The sequence below is a fragment of the Streptomyces sp. NBC_00104 genome (genome assembly GCF_045160825.1).
GTDB lineage: Bacteria > Actinomycetota > Actinomycetes > Streptomycetales > Streptomycetaceae > Streptomyces.
In genome coordinates, this window is the sequence record NZ_CP108215.1 from 8,877,729 (window position 1) to 8,897,226 (window position 19,498).

General features: G+C 70.8%; 17 protein-coding genes. 9 read left to right on the top strand and 8 right to left on the bottom strand.

The features are described 5' to 3' along the window. Positions 1-296 precede the first annotated feature (296 nt). Complete coding sequence (locus OG272_RS38885; RefSeq protein ID WP_327727177.1) at positions 297-827, top strand: cupin domain-containing protein; 531 nt, start codon at positions 297-299, stop codon at positions 825-827. Positions 828-949: 122 nt separating this feature from the next. On the opposite strand, the gene OG272_RS38890 is transcribed toward OG272_RS38885, so the two are convergent. Then, positions 950-1,876 carry a LysR family transcriptional regulator gene (locus OG272_RS38890; RefSeq protein ID WP_328224286.1) on the bottom strand — a complete coding sequence of 309 codons (927 nt, stop codon included), beginning with the start codon at positions 1,874-1,876 and terminating at the stop codon, positions 950-952. Between the two features lie 153 nt (positions 1,877-2,029). On the opposite strand from OG272_RS38890, the gene OG272_RS38895 reads away from it, so the two are divergent. Both OG272_RS38895 and OG272_RS38900 read left to right on the top strand, forming a co-directional pair. After that, a complete protein-coding gene (locus tag OG272_RS38895; protein WP_326575258.1) occupies positions 2,030-3,202 on the top strand; it encodes an acyl-CoA dehydrogenase family protein in 1,173 nt (390 codons plus the stop codon). A 141-nt stretch (positions 3,203-3,343) separates the two neighbouring features. After that, a complete protein-coding gene (locus OG272_RS38900) occupies positions 3,344-3,841 on the top strand; it encodes a flavin reductase family protein (RefSeq protein WP_405895628.1) in 498 nt (165 codons plus the stop codon). A gap of 242 nt (positions 3,842-4,083) precedes the next feature. Here OG272_RS38900 and OG272_RS38905 read toward each other — a convergent pair whose 3' ends face one another. Beyond that, positions 4,084-5,076, bottom strand: a complete 993-nt coding sequence (locus OG272_RS38905; protein WP_327727174.1) for a helix-turn-helix domain-containing protein — start codon at positions 5,074-5,076, stop codon at positions 4,084-4,086. Beyond that, entirely contained in the window at positions 5,073-5,915 is an 843-nt protein-coding gene (locus OG272_RS38910) for a peptidoglycan-binding protein (RefSeq protein WP_327727173.1), read from the bottom strand. Before OG272_RS38910 ends, OG272_RS38905 begins: the two co-directional genes overlap by 4 nt. A gap of 277 nt (positions 5,916-6,192) precedes the next feature. On the opposite strand from OG272_RS38910, the gene OG272_RS38915 reads away from it, so the two are divergent. Beyond that, positions 6,193-6,639: a peptidoglycan-binding domain-containing protein gene (locus OG272_RS38915; protein WP_326575250.1), complete on the top strand. Its 447-nt coding sequence runs from the start codon at positions 6,193-6,195 to the stop codon at positions 6,637-6,639. 475 nt (positions 6,640-7,114) lie between these two features. Beyond that, complete coding sequence (locus tag OG272_RS38920; RefSeq protein ID WP_405895629.1) at positions 7,115-8,761, top strand: peptidoglycan-binding protein; 1,647 nt, start codon at positions 7,115-7,117, stop codon at positions 8,759-8,761. A gap of 316 nt (positions 8,762-9,077) precedes the next feature. Here OG272_RS38920 and OG272_RS38925 read toward each other — a convergent pair whose 3' ends face one another. Beyond that, positions 9,078-10,511 (bottom strand): DUF4157 domain-containing protein, encoded by a 1,434-nt coding sequence (locus OG272_RS38925; RefSeq protein ID WP_327727171.1) that lies wholly within the window; start codon positions 10,509-10,511, stop codon positions 9,078-9,080. 605 nt (positions 10,512-11,116) lie between these two features. Between OG272_RS38925 and OG272_RS38930 the strand changes: the two genes are divergently transcribed. Further along, the gene (locus OG272_RS38930; protein WP_405895630.1) at positions 11,117-12,877 is read left to right on the top strand and encodes a S8 family peptidase; all 1,761 of its coding nucleotides are present in this window, start codon (positions 11,117-11,119) and stop codon (positions 12,875-12,877) included. Between the two features lie 68 nt (positions 12,878-12,945). Here OG272_RS38930 and OG272_RS38935 read toward each other — a convergent pair whose 3' ends face one another. Then, on the bottom strand, positions 12,946-13,188 hold the full coding sequence (locus OG272_RS38935) for a hypothetical protein (RefSeq protein ID WP_326575242.1): 243 nt from the start codon (positions 13,186-13,188) through the stop codon (positions 12,946-12,948). Between the two features lie 520 nt (positions 13,189-13,708). Here OG272_RS38935 and OG272_RS38940 point away from each other — a divergent pair. Next, positions 13,709-14,389, top strand: a complete 681-nt coding sequence (locus OG272_RS38940; protein WP_327727169.1) for a response regulator transcription factor — start codon at positions 13,709-13,711, stop codon at positions 14,387-14,389. A 24-nt stretch (positions 14,390-14,413) separates the two neighbouring features. Here OG272_RS38940 and OG272_RS38945 read toward each other — a convergent pair whose 3' ends face one another. The 3 genes from OG272_RS38945 to OG272_RS38955 are packed head-to-tail and all read right to left on the bottom strand — an operon-like array spanning position 14,414 to position 17,176. Continuing rightward, on the bottom strand, positions 14,414-14,623 hold the full coding sequence (locus tag OG272_RS38945; protein WP_327727168.1) for a winged helix-turn-helix domain-containing protein: 210 nt from the start codon (positions 14,621-14,623) through the stop codon (positions 14,414-14,416). Positions 14,624-14,644: 21 nt separating this feature from the next. Then, the gene (locus OG272_RS38950; protein WP_327727167.1) at positions 14,645-15,967 is read right to left on the bottom strand and encodes a HupE/UreJ family protein; all 1,323 of its coding nucleotides are present in this window, start codon (positions 15,965-15,967) and stop codon (positions 14,645-14,647) included. Positions 15,968-15,988: 21 nt separating this feature from the next. Further along, positions 15,989-17,176: a DUF3500 domain-containing protein gene (locus OG272_RS38955; protein ID WP_405895631.1), complete on the bottom strand. Its 1,188-nt coding sequence runs from the start codon at positions 17,174-17,176 to the stop codon at positions 15,989-15,991. 200 nt (positions 17,177-17,376) lie between these two features. Between OG272_RS38955 and OG272_RS38960 the strand changes: the two genes are divergently transcribed. Next, complete coding sequence (locus tag OG272_RS38960; protein ID WP_327727164.1) at positions 17,377-18,078, top strand: response regulator transcription factor; 702 nt, start codon at positions 17,377-17,379, stop codon at positions 18,076-18,078. Further along, on the top strand, positions 18,075-19,487 hold the full coding sequence (locus tag OG272_RS38965) for a HAMP domain-containing sensor histidine kinase (RefSeq protein ID WP_327727163.1): 1,413 nt from the start codon (positions 18,075-18,077) through the stop codon (positions 19,485-19,487). Before OG272_RS38960 ends, OG272_RS38965 begins: the two co-directional genes overlap by 4 nt. Positions 19,488-19,498 lie beyond the last annotated feature (11 nt).

Below are 19,498 nucleotides of genomic sequence, written 5' to 3' on the forward strand. Positions count from 1 at the left end.
TGATGGACCTGATGGACCTGATGGACCCGCCGGACCCGCCGGACCCGCCGGACCCGCCGGACCCGTCGGACCTGATGGACCCGACGGACCGAACAGACCCGATGGACCTGACAGATACGCCAGACACGACGGACCCGACGGACCCGACGGACCTGACAGACCCGACGGACCTGACAGACACGACGGACCCGACAGGCCCGATGGACCTGACAGATACGCCAGATACGCCAGACACGACGGACCCGACGGACACGCCAGACACGACGGACCCGCCAGACACGACCGAGGAGAGATGCATGCGCAGAGTCGTCACCGGCCATGACGAGAACGGCAGGTCGGTCGTCGTCAGCGACGGCCCCATCCCGCGCAGCCGGGAGTTCAGCAGTCTGCCGGGCTGGGTGTCCCGCCTGCCGTGGGCCACCGAACCCGGCGAGCAGGTCAGCCGGGCCGGCGAGGACCCCACACCCAAGGTCACCAGCCTCCTCCCGGCGCCCGGCGGCACCCGCTTCATCGTCCTGACCTTCCCACCGGACACCGCGATGTCCGACCCGGCGTTCGATCCCGTCGCCTTCGACCGGGAACAGCGGGCGGACTCGCCCGGCATCGCGGACCTCATGGAGCCCGACGGCATGCACACCACGCCGACCGTCGACTACGGCATCGTGCTCCAGGGCGACCTCGTGCTCGAACTCGACGACGGCCGCTGCACCCCCCTCTCGGCAGGGGACATCGTGATCCAGAACGGCACCCGGCACGGCTGGCGCAATCGCGGCGACCAGCCGGCCACCATGGCCTTCGTCCTCGTCGGCGCGGAGCGCGACGGCTGACGGGGCGGAGTGGTCCCGGGCCGGAGCCGGCTCCGCGCTCCCCGCGCGTGCGGATGAAAGCCCCACGGCGTCGACGACCCGTGGGGCTGCCGCCGTTCGCCGGACGGCCGAGCCGACAGGCGTCAGTCGCTGGTGTCCGGTCCGCCGGGGCCGGCGAGCGTCTTCTCGGCGTACTGGAGGAACGCGCGGGCCCGATGGGTGGGGATGACGTGCGAGGCGTGGGCGACCACGAGCTCGACATGGTCCAGCGGGTCGCTGAGCGGTACGGATGCCAGGGGGAGCCCTTCGATGCTGGTATCGGTCGGCCAGGTCTGAATCAGGGTGGCGAAGCCGAGACCGCGGGCGACCATGCTGCGGACGGCCTCGATGCTCGAGGTCCGGTACCGGATGTTCGGCCGTGCTCCGGCGAGGGAGAACCAGCGGTCGGCGTTCTGTTGGGCGGGCGGCTGAGCGTAGATGATCAGTGGCTCGTCGGCCAGTTCGGCGAGTGAGACGGACTCCCGCCCCGCCAGAGGGTGGCCGGCGGCCACGATGACGTACGGACGGTTTGCGCGGAGCGTCGTACAGGACAGGCCGGCCTCGTCACCGAATGCGTACAGCAAAGCGACATCGCATGAGCCCTGTACCAAAGCCTGTCTCATTTCGTCCTGCTGACCCTCGATCAGTTCCAGGTCGACCGCAGGGTGAAGCCGCGTGAATCCGTCCACCAGGAGCGGGATCAGGAAAGGTGTCAGGGCCGTGTAGCAGCCGATTTTCAGGCGGCCTGCCAGTCGGCCTTCCTCGGCCTGGGCGCCGGCTGTTATCTCGTCGGCCTGAGCCAACATCGCCCGGGCGCGTCCGAGGATCCGGCTGCCCGCCTCGGTGAGAGAGACCCCTTTCGCCCGACGTCGTATCAACAACTGCACGCCGAGGCGGCGTTCGAGGTCGGCGATCGCTGTGGAGATGCTGGCCTGGGAGGCATGGCACCGTACCGCCGCCGCGCTCATGGAGCCGGTGTCCGCCACAGCGACGAAGTATTCCAACTGCCGGAGGGAAAAACTTGCTGTCATTTCTCTCCTACTGCCATGGGAACCCTCAATAAGCCTTATCGGAAAGTTCTGCTTTTCCTGGCCGTAACGAGGATGTCATCCTAATGCGCAGTTCACCTGTGGAAAAGGCTCGTTTTACGAGCAAGCTCCCGCGTGCCCGACGAGGAGACCTTCATGGCCATGCTTCTTGACCCCACCCGACCCACGGACCGAGGAATGGGGGACGGCGTGCTCGACCGCGTCCGCGCCCTCCTTCCCGAGATCGCCGCACGCTCGGCCGAGGGAGAGGACGCCCGGGCGGTTCCGGCGGAGATCGTCGCCGCTCTGCGCGAAGCCGGTGTGTTCCGGATGGCCCTGCCCCGGGTGTGGGGCGGCGAACAGTACGGGCTGCTGGAAGGAGCCCGGGTGGTGCGGGAGCTCGCCCGAGCCGACGGCTCGACCGGCTGGACCGTCCAGGCCGCGTCGATGGCGTGGTTCTTCGTACGGTCGCTGCCCCGGGAGACGCTGGAGAACGAGGTGTTCGGCAGCGGCGCGGATCTGATGCTCCGAGGGGCGGTGGCTCCGAAGGGGCTGGCGACGCCGGTGAAGGGCGGGTACCGGATCAGTGGTCGATGGCCGCTGGCGAGCGGCCCCTTCACCCCGGACTGGATGCTCGGAGGCTTCCTGGTCGAAGGGGCGCCGCCGCTGCCGGACGGCCGTCCGGACATGCGGGTCGCGCTGTTCCGGCCCGAGCAGGTCACCTTCCTCGACACCTGGGACGCGGTCGGCCTGCGTGCCACGCAGAGCACGGACTTCACGATGGACGACGTCTTCGTGCCCGAGCGTCACACGGGACCGATGTTCGGCGACAACAACATCCCCGCTCCCCTTTACGACCTGCCCTACTCACCCACCGGGGCCTCGCACGACGCCGTCATCCTCGGCGCCCTCGACGGTGCGCTCGACGATCTCGCCGAACTCGCCGCCACCAAGCGGCCGGCGTTCAACCCGAGGGCCCTCCTCGGTGAGGACCCGGTGTTCCAGGAGAAGTTCGCCGAGCTGCGGCTGCGGGCGGGGGCGCTGGCGGCCCTGTCGGAGCAGACCGGACGCATCGTCATGGACCGTGCCCTCGGGGGAGAGGCGCCCACCCCGGTCGAGTGGTTCAGCTACAAGGGCACCACCCAGCACATCCACCACGAGGGCATCCGGATCCTCAACGAGATCATGACCCTCTCGGGCAGCGCGGGCCTGTACAGCGGCAGTCCGCTCCAGCGCCGCTGGCGCGATGTCCGCTGCGTCTCCCAGCACGTGGTCGGCAACACGGGTGCCATGCGGCAGCTCGGCGCGGTCCTGTCGGGCCAGAACTGACACCCCGCTCACTCCCCTCTCGCACCCCTCCGAGGAAGCGATGCCTACGCCACCGACCCCGACCCCCGTCCCGCGCATCCCCGCGATCCGCGCCGAAGCCCGGCCGCACCGCACACACCGACACCGGAAGGGTGGCCTCCGATGAGCCCTCTCCACGCGACACCGACCAACCCTGCCCTGCTGCGCCAGGCGTTCGGCTGCTTCCCGTCCGGGGTGACAGCCGTGTGCGCACTCGACTCCGGCGCCCCGGTGGGTATGGCCGCGAGCACCTTCACCCCGGTCTCCCTGTCACCCGCCCTGATATCGGTCTGCGTGCAGGACACCTCCACGACCTGGCCGAAACTGCGACGGCGAAGCCACGTGGGTGTGAGCGTGCTCGCCCAGGGACAGGACGAGATCTGCCGGTCGCTGGCCGGCAAGGGGGGCGACCGGTTCGCGGGAGTCGACTGGGACGCCGACGAGGGCGGCGGTGTGTACATCCGCGGCGCCAGCCTCTGGCTGAACTGCACACTGCACGCCGAACTCCCCGGCGGCGACCACACGATCGTCCTGCTGGAGATCCAGGGTCTGCGGGCCGAACCCGACAGAGACCCCCTGGTGTTCCACAACAGCAGGTTCCGACGCCTGGCCGTCTCCTAGCGGGGGCCGCCTGCGCGGCCTGCGGCGCCCGCCCCCCCCGCGTGTGACCGTCCTTCTGTCCTTGGCAGCGGCTCCCGCCGCACGCGTTGTTGACATCTGGAGTCCATCGGCTCACTGGTAGGCGCATCGCCATGTGGACGCGGCGCCGGCCTGAGCCTCTACCAGGTCGTCCGCGAGCTACAGACACTCCTCGCCCTTTGGACCGGCGCCTGCCCACCTGCCACCGCGACATCCCCACGCCCCTACGGACCTGACCGAGCCCTACCAGGGGTGCTGGTCCGGTCGGTGGGCGCCCTGAAGCATTCTTTCGCGCCGCCCGCCGCGGGGGTGAAGCAGGATTGCACCGGTGTCCCAGGGCTGATCACGCTCATGAGGGTGTGGACATAGGTGTCCGCCTCGCTGCGGTTGCTGACGCGGGCGCCGTCGAGGAAGCCGTTCCGGCCCGCCCGGATCTCGACGCGGTCGTCCACGGCAGCTCCCCACATCCGGACCCAACTCGTCCCGCATTCCTGGCTGTAGCGGATCTGGATCCAGGCTCCCGTGGCGGTCTCGTGCTCGGCGAGCGTCTCCGGGTCGGCGCCACATCGCGTCGTGATCGGGTCCTTGTTCTGGCATGCGGTGTGCCGACAGAGCGGCCCGGTGGCGGTAGGGGGCGTGGGGGACGGTGCCGCCTCGTTGCCGTGCGACGGGGGGAGGTGGACGAGCACGAGGGTTCCCAGTGCCACGGCGCACAGCGACGCGAGGGCGGTGAGGATGGTTGCGCGCCGGTGTGTGGTCGGGCCGGCGGCAGTCGGAGCGACGCGGGTCGGGGCCGGCTCGCTGTTGCCAGTGCCGGGCGGGCTTGTACGGGCCGGGCCAGGGTCGCCCTCGACTGCCTCACTCAGGCTGGTGTCGGGTGGGGCGGTGGTCGGGGCCGGGGCCGGCGTGTCTTTCTGGGTGCCGGTGTTCTGCCGAGCCGGTTGCTTCTCTGCAGGCTCGCTGTCTTCCGTCCGGTCCGTCCTGGCGATGTCCAGGAGGGCCAACGGGTGGTCGGCGGGTTCGCCCGCCAGACGGCACAGCTCTTTGACCGCGCTGCGGGGCGGCAGGCTCTTGCCGTTGAGATAACGCTGCCAGGACGACTTGCTGAAGGTGGTCGCGTTCGCGAGCTGCGCCAGGCTCAGACCCGTGCGCTGCTTCAACTGCTGCAGTACGACGGCCAGTCGGGCGCCCGGCGGTGAAGGTGCACTCCCTGTCATCCGCGCAACGCCTTCCAGGAGCGCGGTCCCAGCATGCCGTCGACGACCAGGCCCGCTCGCTCCTGGAAGGTCTTGACCGCCCGCAGCGTCAGCGGGCCGAACATGCCGTCGATCCCGCCCGGTGAGATGCCTGCCCGGCGGAGCAGGCACTGCGCCTCGGCGACATCGGTGCCGGTGGCACCGTAGACGATCTCGGTGTCGCGGCCGTCGTTGATGCCGGCCGACCAGCGGTCGTCGACGCGGGTGATGCGGCAGGTGTAGGAAGGCGGCGCCGAGGCCATGGTGGTGGGGGACGCGGCGGGGACGGCCGCCGGGGCGCCGTCCTCGTCGAGGCGCAGCACGAGCAGCAGCGCCGCCAAGAGCGACACGGACAGGGCGGCGAGGCCCGCCGTGAGGGCCATATGCGGAAAGCGGGCGGGAGCCGGTCCGGTCGCGGGCGGTGTCGGCGGCGCCGTCGATGGGGCCGGTGGTGCGGGACGCGGTCCCGTCGGCCTCTCCGGCTGCTCCTGTTCCTCTTCCGCTGTGTTGTTCCGCGTCGTCGCCAGAGACTGTTCGACGGGTTTCGTGCGGCGGCTTTCCCAGGTGTCGGCGGCTATCTCGTGCAGCGCGAGCAGGGGGACCGGGTCGGCGCCGGTGATCCGGGCCAGTGCCTCCACCGCCGCACGGGGCGGCAGGGACGTACCTCCCAGATACCGCTCCCACGACTTGGCGCTGTAGCCGGTCTTGGCCGCGAGATGCCGCATCGTCAGCTCACTGTGGTCCTTGAGCCGGCGTAAACGCGTCGCCAACTGACGAGCAGTGGGATCGAGTTCGGCGGGCAGCGCTTTGGCGCGCGGCATGTCTTCCCCTCATGCGGTCATCAGCGTGAACAGCGGCCTGCTCCGCTGCTGCGCATTCTGCACGAGCCCGCCACATCTGTCACAGGTGTCCCACATGACGTCCCACGGTGCCGCCCCGTCGGAGACTGTCGCCGCAGGTCAGGCGGGTGCTCGTCCCGTAAGACCGCCATCTGTGCCGCAGCTGTGGCCACCGGTCCCGGGCGCCCTGCACCTTTGTCACGCCACCTGTCCCGCCGGGCGGGATCGGGTGCACACCCCACAACCGAAAGAGGAACGCATGCGACCGAACGCTCTGGGCAGGACCATCGCCGGCCTCGTCGCCATAGCCGGCCTCGCCGCCGGCAGTGTGGCGACGGCGGGCACCAGCTTCGCGGCGACCGCGACCACCGCGCAGACGGCGGCGGTCGCACAACCCGCCGCCGTGGCCGCGACGCAGAACTTCGGTCTGACCGCTGCCGAGGCCAGGAACGTCCAGAGGTTCCTCGCGGACCACTGGGGCTACACGGGCGGCATCGACGGCCAGCTCGGCACCAACAGCTGGAAGGCCTTCCAACGCTGCCTCGCGACGTACTGGGGCTACACGGACGCCATCGACGGCGACCCCGGCCCCAACACCATCAAGGCGCTGCAGCGTCTGCTGAAGGACTCCTACGGCTACACGGGCGCCATCGACGGCATCGCCGGTTCGGGCACCCGGGCGGCGTTCAAGCGCTTCGCCGCCTGACCCGTCACATTGACCGGTCACCGGTCACCGGTCCGGCCCGCGCAAGCGGTCCGGCCGGTATGGCCTCTGGGCGACCGTTCCGACCGTTCCGACCGTTCCGACCGGCACGGTCTCTGCGTAACCGGTCCGACCGTTGCATGAGCGACCGCGGCCCGTCCTTGACCGGCAAGGACGGGCCGCTGCTGCGTGTACCCGCTCCCCCCACCGGGCAGGGCTGCTCACGACTGGCCGACAACGGCCGGGCCGAGAGGCGGGGTTGGTCGTCGCATCGACCCCTCGACCGCCAGGCCGCCGCCGTCATCGCGCCGCGCGGTCCTCGAAGCGGACGCGCACCGGACTTCCCCGAGCGAACGCGCTCCGGAGTCCTCCTGGCGGACGAGCGCCGCACCTCTCCAGGCAGACAAGCACGACGGCCCGTCGCCCGACGATGCGTACGCCGCCCTCTCAACATCGACCGAAGGAGAACCTCGCCGCCATGGGAAGACTCACCCCCCTCGCCCCCGCCGAAGACGAAAGCTCACCGCATCGCGACATCCGCCGCACCGCGACAGGGTGGCGCATCCGCATCGGGACCTTCGCAGTCACCGCCGCCATGGTCTCGGCCGGCATCATGCTCGGGGCCGGCCCCGCGTCGGCGGCTCTCGCCCCGATCAGGCTGACCTCCGCGTCCTGCCCCGCCGAGATCGTTCAGGGCCAGACCAGCGGCTGCGTCACGGAGTTGCAGAACCTGCTCAACGCGCACGGCGCCGGTCTGGTGGTGGACGGCCAGTTCGGCTCGGCCACGCTGTACGCGGTCCGTGAGTACCAGGCCGCCACCGCCATCGCCGTGGACGGCCGGGTGGGCCCCGCCACCAAGAGCAAGCTGTACGCGACCGGCGGCAGCGCGCCCGCCCCCGTCAACCTCAATTCCTCCTCCTGCCCCGCGAACATCGTCCAGGGCACCAAGGGCGGTTGCGTCACCGAACTCCAGCGGCTGCTCATCCGCCACGGCTACACGGTCGACGTGGACGGCGACTTCGGCGCCGGGACGGCCGGTGCCGTCCGCAGCTTCCAGTCCGCCCACGGCCTCACGGCCGACGGCCAGGTCGGCACGAACACCAAGCGGGAGCTGTACGACACCGACGAAGCGCCGTCGACCGGCCTGGACCTGAGGTCGGCGTCCTGCCCGGAGAACGTCGTGGAGGGACAGAGCGGCGGTTGCGTCGCCACGCTGCAGTCCCTGCTGAACGGCAAGGGCCACAGCGTCGACGTCGACGGCAGCTTCGGCCCACAGACCCTGGCGGCTGTGAAGGCGTTCCAGTCCGCGAGCGGCCTTTCCGCCGACGGTCAGGTCGGTCCGAAAACCAAGGCCGCCCTGTACGCGAACATCGGCGGTGGCGGCGGCAACGGCGCCCCCGCGCCGATCAACCTGAACTCCGCCTCCTGCCCGAACGAGATTGTGCAAGGGCAACACAGCGGCTGTGTCACCGAGTTGCAGAGCCTGCTCAACCACCACGGTGCCGATCTCGCCGTCGACGGCGACTTCGGTTCACTCACCAACAGCGCCGTCCGGGACTTCCAGGCCGAGAAGGGCCTGTCGGTCGACGGCCACGTGGGACCCAACACCAAGGCCGCGCTGTACGGTGCCGTCACCCCGCCGTCGTCTCCCCCGCCCGGCGGCGGCTACGCCAAGATCCTCGACGTGGCCGCGGCCGAGGCCGACACGGTCGAGGGCAGCGCCCGCGCCAACAGCTACGGCGCTTCCGTGGGACTTTCGCTGTCCACCAGCAACTACGCCTGGTGTGCGGCCTTCGTGAGCTGGGTGGCCAAGCAGACCGGTGCCAGCTCCTACCGCAACTCCTATGTCTCGGGCTGGGTCAAGCAGGCCCGGGCCGGCAACTACCACCTGTCGGTGACCACCAACCCGCAGCCGGGTGACATCGTGGCCTTCGACTGGAACGGAGGCAGCGACTTCACCGGCGGCAACGCGCACATAGGCATCGTGCGCACGGTGCCCGGAGGGTCGTCCTTCACCACCGTCGAGGGCAACACCAGCAACCCCAACGGCGGCGGCGACGGCGTCTACGTCAAGTCCCGTTCCACGAACAGCGGCTATGACGTGGTCTTCATCAGGGTCCGCTGAGCGGCTCTCCCGCGGTTCTCGCCAGGCCGGGTTCGCATACGGCATGCTCCCCGGGGCTCCGGCCCTGGGGCTACTTCCATGTTCCCACCGGCCCGGATCTCGGGCACGGTCACCTCCGCCGGCCCGTCGTCACACATCGATCCCGCAGACGACCTTCCGGTGCGCGTTTGCCCAGCTCAGAATTCGAACGGAAGTGATTCGACGGCGAGGTCACACCGCAATGACAGGACAACGTTGACGGCGGACAGGCGCCAGGAGAAGCGATGTCTCAGGGGCAGTGTTCGGGTCAGCGCGTGCCAGGCCGGGTCGGCCCGGGTCACTTGAGCTTCCGGCGGCCGGTCTCCTTCTTGAGGCCGCCCACGTTGATCGGCTGGAGGATGACGGTGACCGCGCCGACCGAGAAGTGCTGCACCGTGCCGCCGGTGTTGCGCCCGTGGAAGCTGCGCGGCAGCGCCTGCCCGTTGGTCGGATCCGTGCCCGACGTATACATGTCGACGATGCCCTCGTACCCCTGGCGGGCCTTCGCGTCGTTGCCGTCCGCGGCCTGCTCCACGGTGATGCGGTCGTCGCCGTCCACGGCCACCACGGCCGCCACGTGGTAGGGCCACCCGCTGGTGTTGGCGGGCCGCTCGTAATCCCCGTGCCACGCGGTCTCCACGATGGCGAACGCCTGGCCCGCGTTCGGCCGTTCCTCGCCGTTCGCCTGGGGGCCACCCGGCCTGGCGTGCGCGTAGGCCATGGCGCCCTCCGCGTTCTCCCTGTCGCCCAAGCCGAACTGGTTTCCCCCCAGGGCGAATTCGCTGGCGTCCTGCCCCAGGGCCAGCCGCTGCTGGTGCATGATCTCCTCGGCGGTGTGGGCACAGTCCGCGAGGAAGGCCGTCGACGGCTCGTACTCCGCGTACACGCGCCCCGCGATCTCCCCGCTCTGCCCGGTCGGCGTGCAGTGCCGGGGCGCTGGGGCACCATCCGCGACCCAGATGACCGTGGTGTCCGTCCCAGGAGTCACGGTCATGAGATACAAGCCGTTCTCCGAGACCCGTGTCGGCCCCAACTCCACGGTCGCGACGTCGGAAAAGCGCTGAAGGGCCGTCGTGTCGGCGCCGCGCGCCGCGCCCCGGGCCGTGACGTCGGCTTCCCGCTGTACGGGGGCACCTGGCGGGCCTTGGTCGATCTGCTCAGGCGTCCGCCTCATCACCCGGACCGCGTTGGCCTCGGCCTCACGCTCGAAGCGGTCGCCGGGGTCGGAGACACTCAGCCCCGACCCGTTGTCCGTACCGGCCACCGGACCCTGGCGCTGTTGGATGACATGCGTCAGCTCATGGGCGAGGGTGTGCTTGTCGCCGCCGCCGTCGCCGATGACGACATGGCTGCCGGAGGTGTAGGCCCGGGCACCCACCTCGGCGGCGGAGGCGCGGGCCGCGGAGTCGGTGTGCAGGCGGACGTCGGAGAAGTCGGCGCCGAGACGGGACTCCATCTCCTGCCGCAGCGGTGCGTCCAGCGGATTGCCCGGCGCGCGCAACACGTCGTGCACGGCAGAGCGCTGCACCGGCTCCGCCGTGGGCTGTGGGTGGCCGCAGCCCGCGCCGTGCTGGTGCCGGCTCTGCTGGAGCATACGGACGACGGCGGCGTTGCCGGCGGTGCGCTGCAGCTCGACAAGCGCATCGGGCCCCCGCCCTCCCGGCCGCACGGCCGAGCTCTTGGCAGGGCGCTGCGGCTGCTTGTCGTTCTTCATCGGCTCTCGCGCGTGCATGGACTTCCGCTCGTTGGGCTGGCAGTTCGACGGTGCTTCCCCCTACATACCCGGTGCGGCGGTCGCGGGTGAGAGGTGCAGGGGCACGATGGGGTGCCCGTATGGGCAACGTGTCCGCCCTCGCGGGTATCGGCGGACACTGCCCTGGGCGTAGCTACTACCGCGCGTGTTTCCGGCGGTTGGACGGACGGCGACGTCCGGTCCGACTCGGGGGGTGCGGAGTCGTCCGAGAACCCCAACGAGTACCACCCCAGGCACAACCCTGACGGCCACGACTCCTGCCCTCCCACCCTCCCAACAACGTGACAGCGCCCTGGTGCGGGCAGGCACGGCCGGCACCAGGCCGGCGGCGTACGCAAGGGCGCGGTCGACGTCGCCGAGCTCCCGGTGGATCCCGACCCCTCCGATGCCCGGAGTACGTCTCTTTTCAGCCATGCCCCTATAACGTCCCCGCACGGAAAGGTACTTCCGTGCAGGAGGACCCGTCTGACATGTTGCATCCACCACTCGTTTCGTACGGCCCGGCCGGTGCCCTCAGCATGGCCGGGCCGTCTCCGGAGGACGCTTTGATACCCCACATATCCAGCCGCCCTAGACGCACGCTGGTGCTGGCGGCCACGCTCGGCGCCGCCCTCGCGTTCGGCGCCCCGAGCGCCCTCGCGGGCACGCTCCCCGTCGCCCCCTCCACCTCGCCGGCCGCCAAGGCCCACGTTCCGGCCGCCGTGCCGGCTTCCCAGAGTGCGACCTGGGTGGCCGGCACGCGTGCCTACCTCGTGATCACCGCCCCCGGTGACAGTTCGGCGGTCCGCTCCGCGATCGCGGCAGGCGGCGGCACCGTCTTCTCGAACTTCGACGCCATCGGCGTGATCGTCGCCCACTCGGCGTCCAGCGGATTCGCCGCCACGATGCGCGGTGTCGCCGGCGTGCAGCAGGTCGGCGCCACGCGCACCTCGGACGTCCCGGCCGACGCCTACAACCCGGCGCTCCCGGCCAATCCGGCTCAGGCCTCGACCCCGGCCGGAGAACCGGTCCGGGCCGACATGAGCCAGATCAAGGCCGACCAGGCCTGGGCCGTGAACCCGGGTTCCGCCTCCGTCACGGTCGGCATCCTGGACACCGGTGTGGACGACCAGCACCAGGATCTGGCGCCCAACTTCAACGCGGCCGACTCGGTCTCCTGCGCCTACGGCAAGCCCGACACCCGTGCCGGCGCCTGGCGGGACGTCGACACGCACGGCACCCACGTAGCGGGCACCGTCGCCGCGGCCAAGAACGGCAAGGGCGTCGTCGGCGTGGCCCCCGGGGTGAAGATCTCCGCGGTCCGGGTCGCCGAGCCGGGCAACTCCTTCTTCTTCGCCGAGAACACCATCTGCGGCTTCGTCTGGGCCGGTGACCACGGCTTCAAGGTCACCAATAACAGCTATTACACGGACCCGTGGCAGTTCAACTGCCCGGACAACATCGACCAGGCCGCCATCATCGAGGGCGTCAAGCGCGCCCAGGAGTACGCCGAGAGCAAGGGCTCCCTCCAGATCGCCGCCGCGGGCAACGAGAACTACGACCTCGCCCACAAGACGACCGACTCCGCGAGCCCGAACGACTCGACGCCGGTCACCCGCACCATCACCAACGCCTGCCTCGACATCCCGACCGAGCTGCCGGGCGTGGTCACGGTCGCGGCCAACGGCACGGGCGTCACCAAGGCCTCGTTCTCCAACTACGGGCAGGGCGTCATCGACGTCGCGGCGCCGGGCAGCAACGTGTACTCCACCGTCCCCGGCGGCGGCTACGGCAGCAAGAGCGGCACCTCGATGGCCACCCCGCACGTGGCCGGCGTGGCGGCACTCATCGCCGGCGCCGACCCGGGCATCACCCCGGCGCAGATCCGCGCCAAGCTGGCCGCCCAGGCCAACGACGTCACCTGCCCCTCGGACAGCCGCTGCACGGGCACGACGGCCAACAACTCGTTCTTCGGCGAAGGACAGGTCGACGCCCTCAAGGCCGTCGGGACCACCCCGCCGCCCGGCAAGTACTTCGAGAACCTCGCGGACTTCGCCGTCAACGACAACGCGACCGTGGAGAGCCCGATCGCCGTCACCGGCGTGACCGGCAACGCCCCGGCCACCCTCAAGGTGGGTGTGGACATCAAGCACACCTACATCGGTGACCTGAAGGTCGACCTGGTGGCGCCGGACGGCACCGTCTACACGCTGCACAACCACGCCGGAGGCAGCGCCGACAACATCGCCCAGACCTACACGGTGAACGCCTCCTCGGAGGTCGCGAACGGCACCTGGAAGCTGCGCGTCAACGACAACGCCGCCTCCGACACAGGCAAGATCGACGCCTGGAACCTGACCTTCTAGAGAATCAACTCCAAGGGATGCCTGCGGAGGGTGTGGGCTGGGCGGCGGCCGAAGCCGCCGCGAGACGGTCAGGCGAGGACCTGCACTTCAACCAGCCGGCGAGGGGCATCGAGAAGACTCCGGGTGAACATGACATGGCCGACGACCTGCCTGTCGTGCTCGGGGACCAGCGAGAGACCGTCCTCGGGTGTGATGGTGTCCCGCAGGGTATCGACCAGGTCGGCCACGACAAGGCCATAGTCACCGAACGCCTGCAGGTGAACATCCCGCACGGCCTGTCTGTCGCTCGGAAGTTCTTCGCGAAGATCCATGCCCGGAGGATGAAGGCGCCTCCGGGTGGCTCGCACACGGTTTTGGAGCCGAAGGACACGCGGCCAGTGACCGCCCGTTGCACACTGGACAAGCATCCGAACCGAGCGCTCGCTCCGACGGGCGAAGGTTCGCCTCAGCGACGCTGATCAGGGACAACAGTGGCGGATGTCTCGCCCGAACGGTGGAGGAGACGCCGCGACGGGCGGCGTGGGCGTCGGGCTCGGCGCGCCTGCTCACAGGCGGGGGCGGCCGGGGAGACACGGCCGTTCGGAGCGACGGGGCCGCCCCGGCGCTCGACGGGTTCCGGCCCGGCCACACGTGGATAGGCGGGCACGGTGGTACGCCCCGAGGCCGGGAAGGACATCCCGGCATCCGCCGTTCGGCCCAGGATTCTCCGGTCCGGGCCGGTTGCCCATGGCCGTTCGGCCGAGGCGGTGGTCCCTGCCGCGAGGACAGAGTGGAGCCCGGTCCGGCCGGGTCGCACGGGTTCGCCGGACGACCGGGACAGGAGAGACGGGCATGGTGATCCGGGTGGTCGTCGTGGACGACCAGGACATGGTGCGTTCGGGGTTCGCCGCGGTGCTGTCGATGCAGAGCGACATCGACGTCGTGGGGGAGGCCGCCAACGGCAGACTCGGCATCGAGGTCAGTCGCGGCACCCATCCCGACGTGGTGCTGATGGACGTACGGATGCCGGAGATGGACGGGCTGGAGGCCGCTCGGCGGCTGCTCGATCCGCCGCCAGGCGTGGTGCACCGGCCCAAGGTGCTCATGCTGACCACCTTCGACCTCGACGACTACGTCTACGAGGCGCTCCAGGCCGGGGTGAGCGGCTTCCTGCTCAAGGACGCGCCGGTCGCCGAACTGATCCAGGCGGTACGGGTGATCGCCGCCGGTGACGCGCTGCTCGCCCCGTCCGTCACCCGTCGCCTCATCGAGGACGTCGCCCGGCGTCGCCCCGCCGTCAGCCACCGGAAACGCCTGCGGCTGAACGGTCTCACACCACGGGAGACGGAGGTTCTGCTGCTGGTCGCGCGGGGCCTGTCGAACGCGGAGATCGCCGCGACGCTGGTGGTGGCCGAACAGACCGTCAAGACCCACATGACCCGGACGCTCGCCAAGCTCGGTGCCCGCGACCGGGCCCAACTCGTCGTCCTGGCCTACGAGTCCGGGCTGATCACCCCGGGCATGTCCGCCTGACCCGCGCCCGGTGCGGCGACCGGCTCACCGACGGGGACGCCCGACACCGCCCTCGTCCGAACCGGTACGCCCGCGCCCCGGTGCCTCGTACCCGGGTGTGAACCCTTCTTCCAGCTGGGACAGCCGACGGCTGACGGTGGACTTCTCCAGGCCGTACCGCTCCGCCAGATCGGAGGCGGTCGGCCGGGGGAAGGCGCCCACGTAGGGGGTCGTCCCGGGCTGCCATGACGCCATCCCAGCGGCACGGCAGCCGTGTCAGTGGGCTCCGGCTCCCAGCGTTCCACCGCCGTCGGAGGGCGCCTGTGGTGCGGTGTGCCGGGCGACGACGGCCAGTGCCGCGACCGCCACGGCGACGAGCAGCGGGTGCCCGACCAGCCATGTCTGGATGCCTTCGAAGGGGTCGGACGAGGTCAGGGCGGCGCGTTCGAGCGTCCAGGAGACCGAGAACAGCAGGCCGGTCAGGGCCACCCCGATGCGGAACGCGGGGTAGAGGGCGGTGCGGGCCAGGAGGATCAGGGAGGGCATCATCAGGGCGACGACGAGGAGTTGGGTCAGCTCGATGCCGAGGTTGAAGCCCAGCAGCGTGGTCACGAGCGAGCCGCGGCCGAGGCCGAGGTCGCCGATGAGGGAGGCGAACGCCAGGCCGTGCACGAGACCGAAACCGGCTGCGACGACCACCTCGCCGCGAGCCACCAGGGGGCGTAGGGCATGGACCGCGGACACCGCGATCGAGAGGGCGATCAGGGTCTCGACCGGGCGGGTCGGCAGGTCGATCACCCCGGTGGCCGCCAGCGCCAGGGTGAGCGAGTGGCCGAGGGCGAACGCCGTGACGACGTGGACCACACGGACGATGCAGCGGCGCGCCGACGGGGCCGCGTGCCATCGGCCCCCTGTGGCCACCAGGGGTGCCGGGATGAGCAGCATGAGCAGGAACAGCAGGTGGTCTGCGCCCTCGCCCACGTGCTCGATGCCCAGGCCGGCGGTGGTGGCGAAGCCCCGTAGCCATGAACCCTCGCCCGCGGGGACGTCGAGGCTCTGGGTGTCGAAGTCGACGACCCCGAGGGTCTCGGCGTCGTCGGTCTTCAGGATGCCGCGGTCGAAGTCGTACCGGACGGTGACGACGACCTTGTGGGTCAGCAGTTCCTCGACGATGACGTCGTAGCGCAGACGGAAGGTGGTGACCCGGCCGTCGGGCGGGCGGAGTCCGAGCGGATAGACGAGGTGCGCGACCCCGTCGATCGTGCGGACCGACCCGCTGCCGAGCGTGACGGTCCAGGGCCGGTCGTCCGCACCGACGGCCGCGACGTGCTCGGCGGTGTAGCGCTTGAGGAACGCCCGGTCGGCACCGAGCACGCTCGCCCGGGTGAGGTCCCTGTCCACGGCGACGGCCAGGCGGTCGACGGGCAGCTGCACCTCCCCCTCGACCCGGTCGTCGCGGACGTCCAGGAGGACGGCGGAGGTGCTCATCGGGTGGGCGCCGGCCGGCGACGCGAGGCCGCCGACCAGCATGAGTGCCGCGAGCAGGAACACCGGCAGCAGGCGCGCAGCCGGTGTACGCGCGGGCAGGAGGCGGGGCACGGTGAGGATCCCTCGCTCGGGTCAGTTCCAGCCGTAGTCGGCGGTCTGGTCGCGGAAGATCGTGTGCTGGTGGACCCCCTGGACCACGATGCCGCCCTGGTTGGAGAACTCGATCCAGACCGACGGGCCGTCGACCCGTACGTACGTCTCCTTGTTGTCGATGGCCGTCGCGCCGCTCCAGCCCAGATAGGTCTCGTCGTACTCGGAGACGTACTTGGCGACGAGCGCCTCCGCGGCCTCCTCGTCCAGGTCGTCCACCCAGGTACGGATCATCGCCGTGACCTTGTCCTGCTGCTTCTCGGTGAGATCGCCGACCACGACGCCCTCGGGGTCGGGGAACGGGCCGTCGTTGCCGGGGCCGAGCAGCAGGTCGTCGAAACTGCCGTCGATCTCGGCCTTCTCCAGTTCGCCGTCGCCGAGCGATCCGATGGCCGCGATGGTGGTGTCCCGCTTGTCCTGGAGAGGGGCGTACGACGTGCCGTCCGTCTCGAACTCGGACGGCTCGATCGCGGTCAGCGTGGGGGAGAGGCTGACGTCGTCCTTGTAATACGTGAGGTTGTACGCCGCGTGGTGCCCGCCGAACTGGACCATGAACTGTTCGGTCTCGCTGGGCTCGCCGAAGAGGGCCAGGAAGTACTTGTCCGCGCTGTAGTCGTCGCCCCCGCCGGGCCCGCCCCCGCTGCCGGACGCCCCGACCTCGCCGAGGTAGGCGTCCGCGATACGGATCTCCTCCAGCTCCTTGTAGCCCTGCTCGCTGAGGGCGGCCTCCATGACCTTGAGCGCCGCGGCCTTCTGGTCGTCGTCGAGGTCGGCGAACTCGATGCCGTTGCGCTCCACGAACGAGGTCGGGAAGTTCGACCAGCCCTTGGCCTTGGCCTCGTCGTCGAAGTCGTACTGGACGGTCTCCTTCTGGTCGTCGGAGAGCGTCGTGAGGAACGCCTCGGCGGCGGTCACGACCTCGGCGGTGTTCGCCTTTCCGGCACCCGTGCCCGCCGTCGCGGACGAGCTCCGGCTCGACGACGTCTCCGACGAGGAGGAGGACGAGGAGTCGTCGGAGCCACAGCCGGCGACGCCGAGACCGACGCACGTGGCGAGGGCGATGGCGCGGTGCACGAGTGCCCGCCTCCGCCGTCCTCCGCGCGGCGGCCATCCGTGCGCCGGGGAGCCGACGGGGCCGGAGGCCGTGGGGGAATGGGTGACGGTGGACATGGCGCTCCTGGAGTGGTGCGGGGAGGGGACCCCCATCGTGATCGAACCGCATAGGACCCCCATGGGAGCAGTTTGGGAATTGGGTAAAGTCCGACATCACGCCGGCCGCAGTCGGAAGCGTCCGCGACGGCCCGAGGGGGACTTGGTTTCCAGGGGCACCGGCCGCTGGACGACGGACGGTTCTGGGCCATCATGTGGGGGTGCCGAACCGTGTCCTCATCGCCGACGACGATCGTGCGGTCCGCGAGTCCCTCGCACGGGCGCTGAAACTGCAGGGGTATGAGGTCGTCACCGCCGCGGACGGGGTCGAGGCGCTGACCCGAGCCCGCCGGGAGTCGTTCGACGTCCTCGTGGTCGACGTGCTGATGCCGTACGTCGACGGCGTGGCCGTGTGCCGGGTGCTGCGCGCCGACGGTGACCGGACCCCGGTACTGATGCTCACCGCGCGCGGTGACACGGCGGACCGGGTCGCGGGCCTGGACGCGGGCGCCGACGACTACCTGCCCAAACCCTTCAGGGTTCCCGAACTGCTGGCACGCCTGCGCGCGCTGCAGCGCAGGGCCGCGCTCTCGTCGCGGGCCCAGAGGGAAGAACCGGCCGACGGCCTGCTGTGGTTCGCCTCCCTGCGCATCGACCCGGACGCCCGCCGCGCCTGGTGGGCCGACGAGGAACTGCACCTGTCGAAGACCGAGTTCGACCTGCTGGAGCTGATGGTGCGCAACGACGGGATCGTGCTGGCCCACTCGACGATCTCCAGCCGGATATGGGGCTACGACTGCGGGCCGCACACGAACAATCTGGCGTGCTACGTCGGCTATCTGCGGCGCAAACTCACCGACGCCGGCGCGCCCGACCTGATCCACACGGTGCGTGCCGTGGGCTACGGAGTGCGGCGGCCATGAGCCTGCGTCCGCGTTTCACCCTCGCCTTCACCGCCGTCGGAGCCCTGGTGGCGGTACTCGTCGGTGTACTGAGCTTCCGCGCCGCCTCCGACCGTGTCGTCGACGGGGCCAACCGGACGGTCCGACTGGTCGCGCTGGCCGTGGCCGAGGAACAGGACACGACACAGGCCCTCCCCGACGCGGGCACCCGGGACTCGGACGGCCACCCCGGCACGGGCGACGAGGCGGAGCAGCCGGCGATCGTGCGGGCGGTGGCCACCGACGGCACGACCACGCATCTGGGCGGCCCGGACGTGGCGCTGCCGGTGTCCGACACCGGACGGGCCCTCGCCGCCTCCGGAGCCGCCGGACAGGAGGAGGCCACCATGATCGAGGTGGGCGGCGACACCTACTGCCAGCTCACCATCGCCCTGGGTGAGGGGCGGGGGGCCCTGCAGGCGGCCATCCCCCTGGAGCCGACACGTGACGTGCTGGTCGGCATCGCCCAGGAGATCGCGGGAGCCGTCCTCGCGGTCGTGCTGGCCGCGGCGGGCGCGGGCTGGCTGCTCGCGCGGCGCATCACCCGGCCGCTGGTGCGGCTCGCCGGGGCCGCCGAGGAGATCAGTGCCGACGACCACGCCGACCGCGAGGTCCCGGTGGACGGCCGCGACGAAGTCGCCCGGCTCTCGGCGTCCTTCAACACGATGCTCCGCAGGCTCGCCGCCTCCCGCGCCGCGCGGGAGAGGCTGGTGCAGGACGCCGCCCACGAGGTCCGCAACCCGCTGACCAGCCTGAGCACCAACGCGAGCGTGCTGCGCTACGTCACCGAGCTCTCCCCGGACGACCGTGACCGACTCCTCGACGACGTCGAGGACGAGACGCGCGAACTCGGTCACCTGGTCGACGAGCTGGTCGGGCTGGCCCTCTCCCGGAGCCGCGACGAAGCCGAGGAGCCCGTGGAACTGGCCGAGGTGGCCGGCCGGGCCGCACAGCGCCTGCACCGGCGCACCGGCCGGATCGTCCTGCTCGACGCCGACGACCGCGTGGTCCGCGGCCGTCGCCAGGCACTGGATCGGGCCGTGAGCAACCTGCTGGAGAACGCCGCCAAGTTCGACGGCGACGGCGAGGATCCCATCGAGGTGCACATCCGCCGAGGCGCGATCACCGTCTCGGACCGGGGGCCGGGCATCGACGCGGCGGACGCGGAGCGGGTGTTCGACCGTTTCCACCGGACCGACACCGCCCACGGCCTGCCCGGGTCCGGGCTCGGCCTGGCCATCGTCCGTGACGTGGCGGAGGCGCACGGCGGGACCGTCTTCGCGAGAACACGATCGGGAGGCGGGGCCGCGGTCGGATTCACCGTGGCCCCCTCCCGGCTCCTGCCGGCCACAGAACCAGACGTCGCCGCCGCCCCGCAGGAGACGGGCTGACCCCGCAGAGC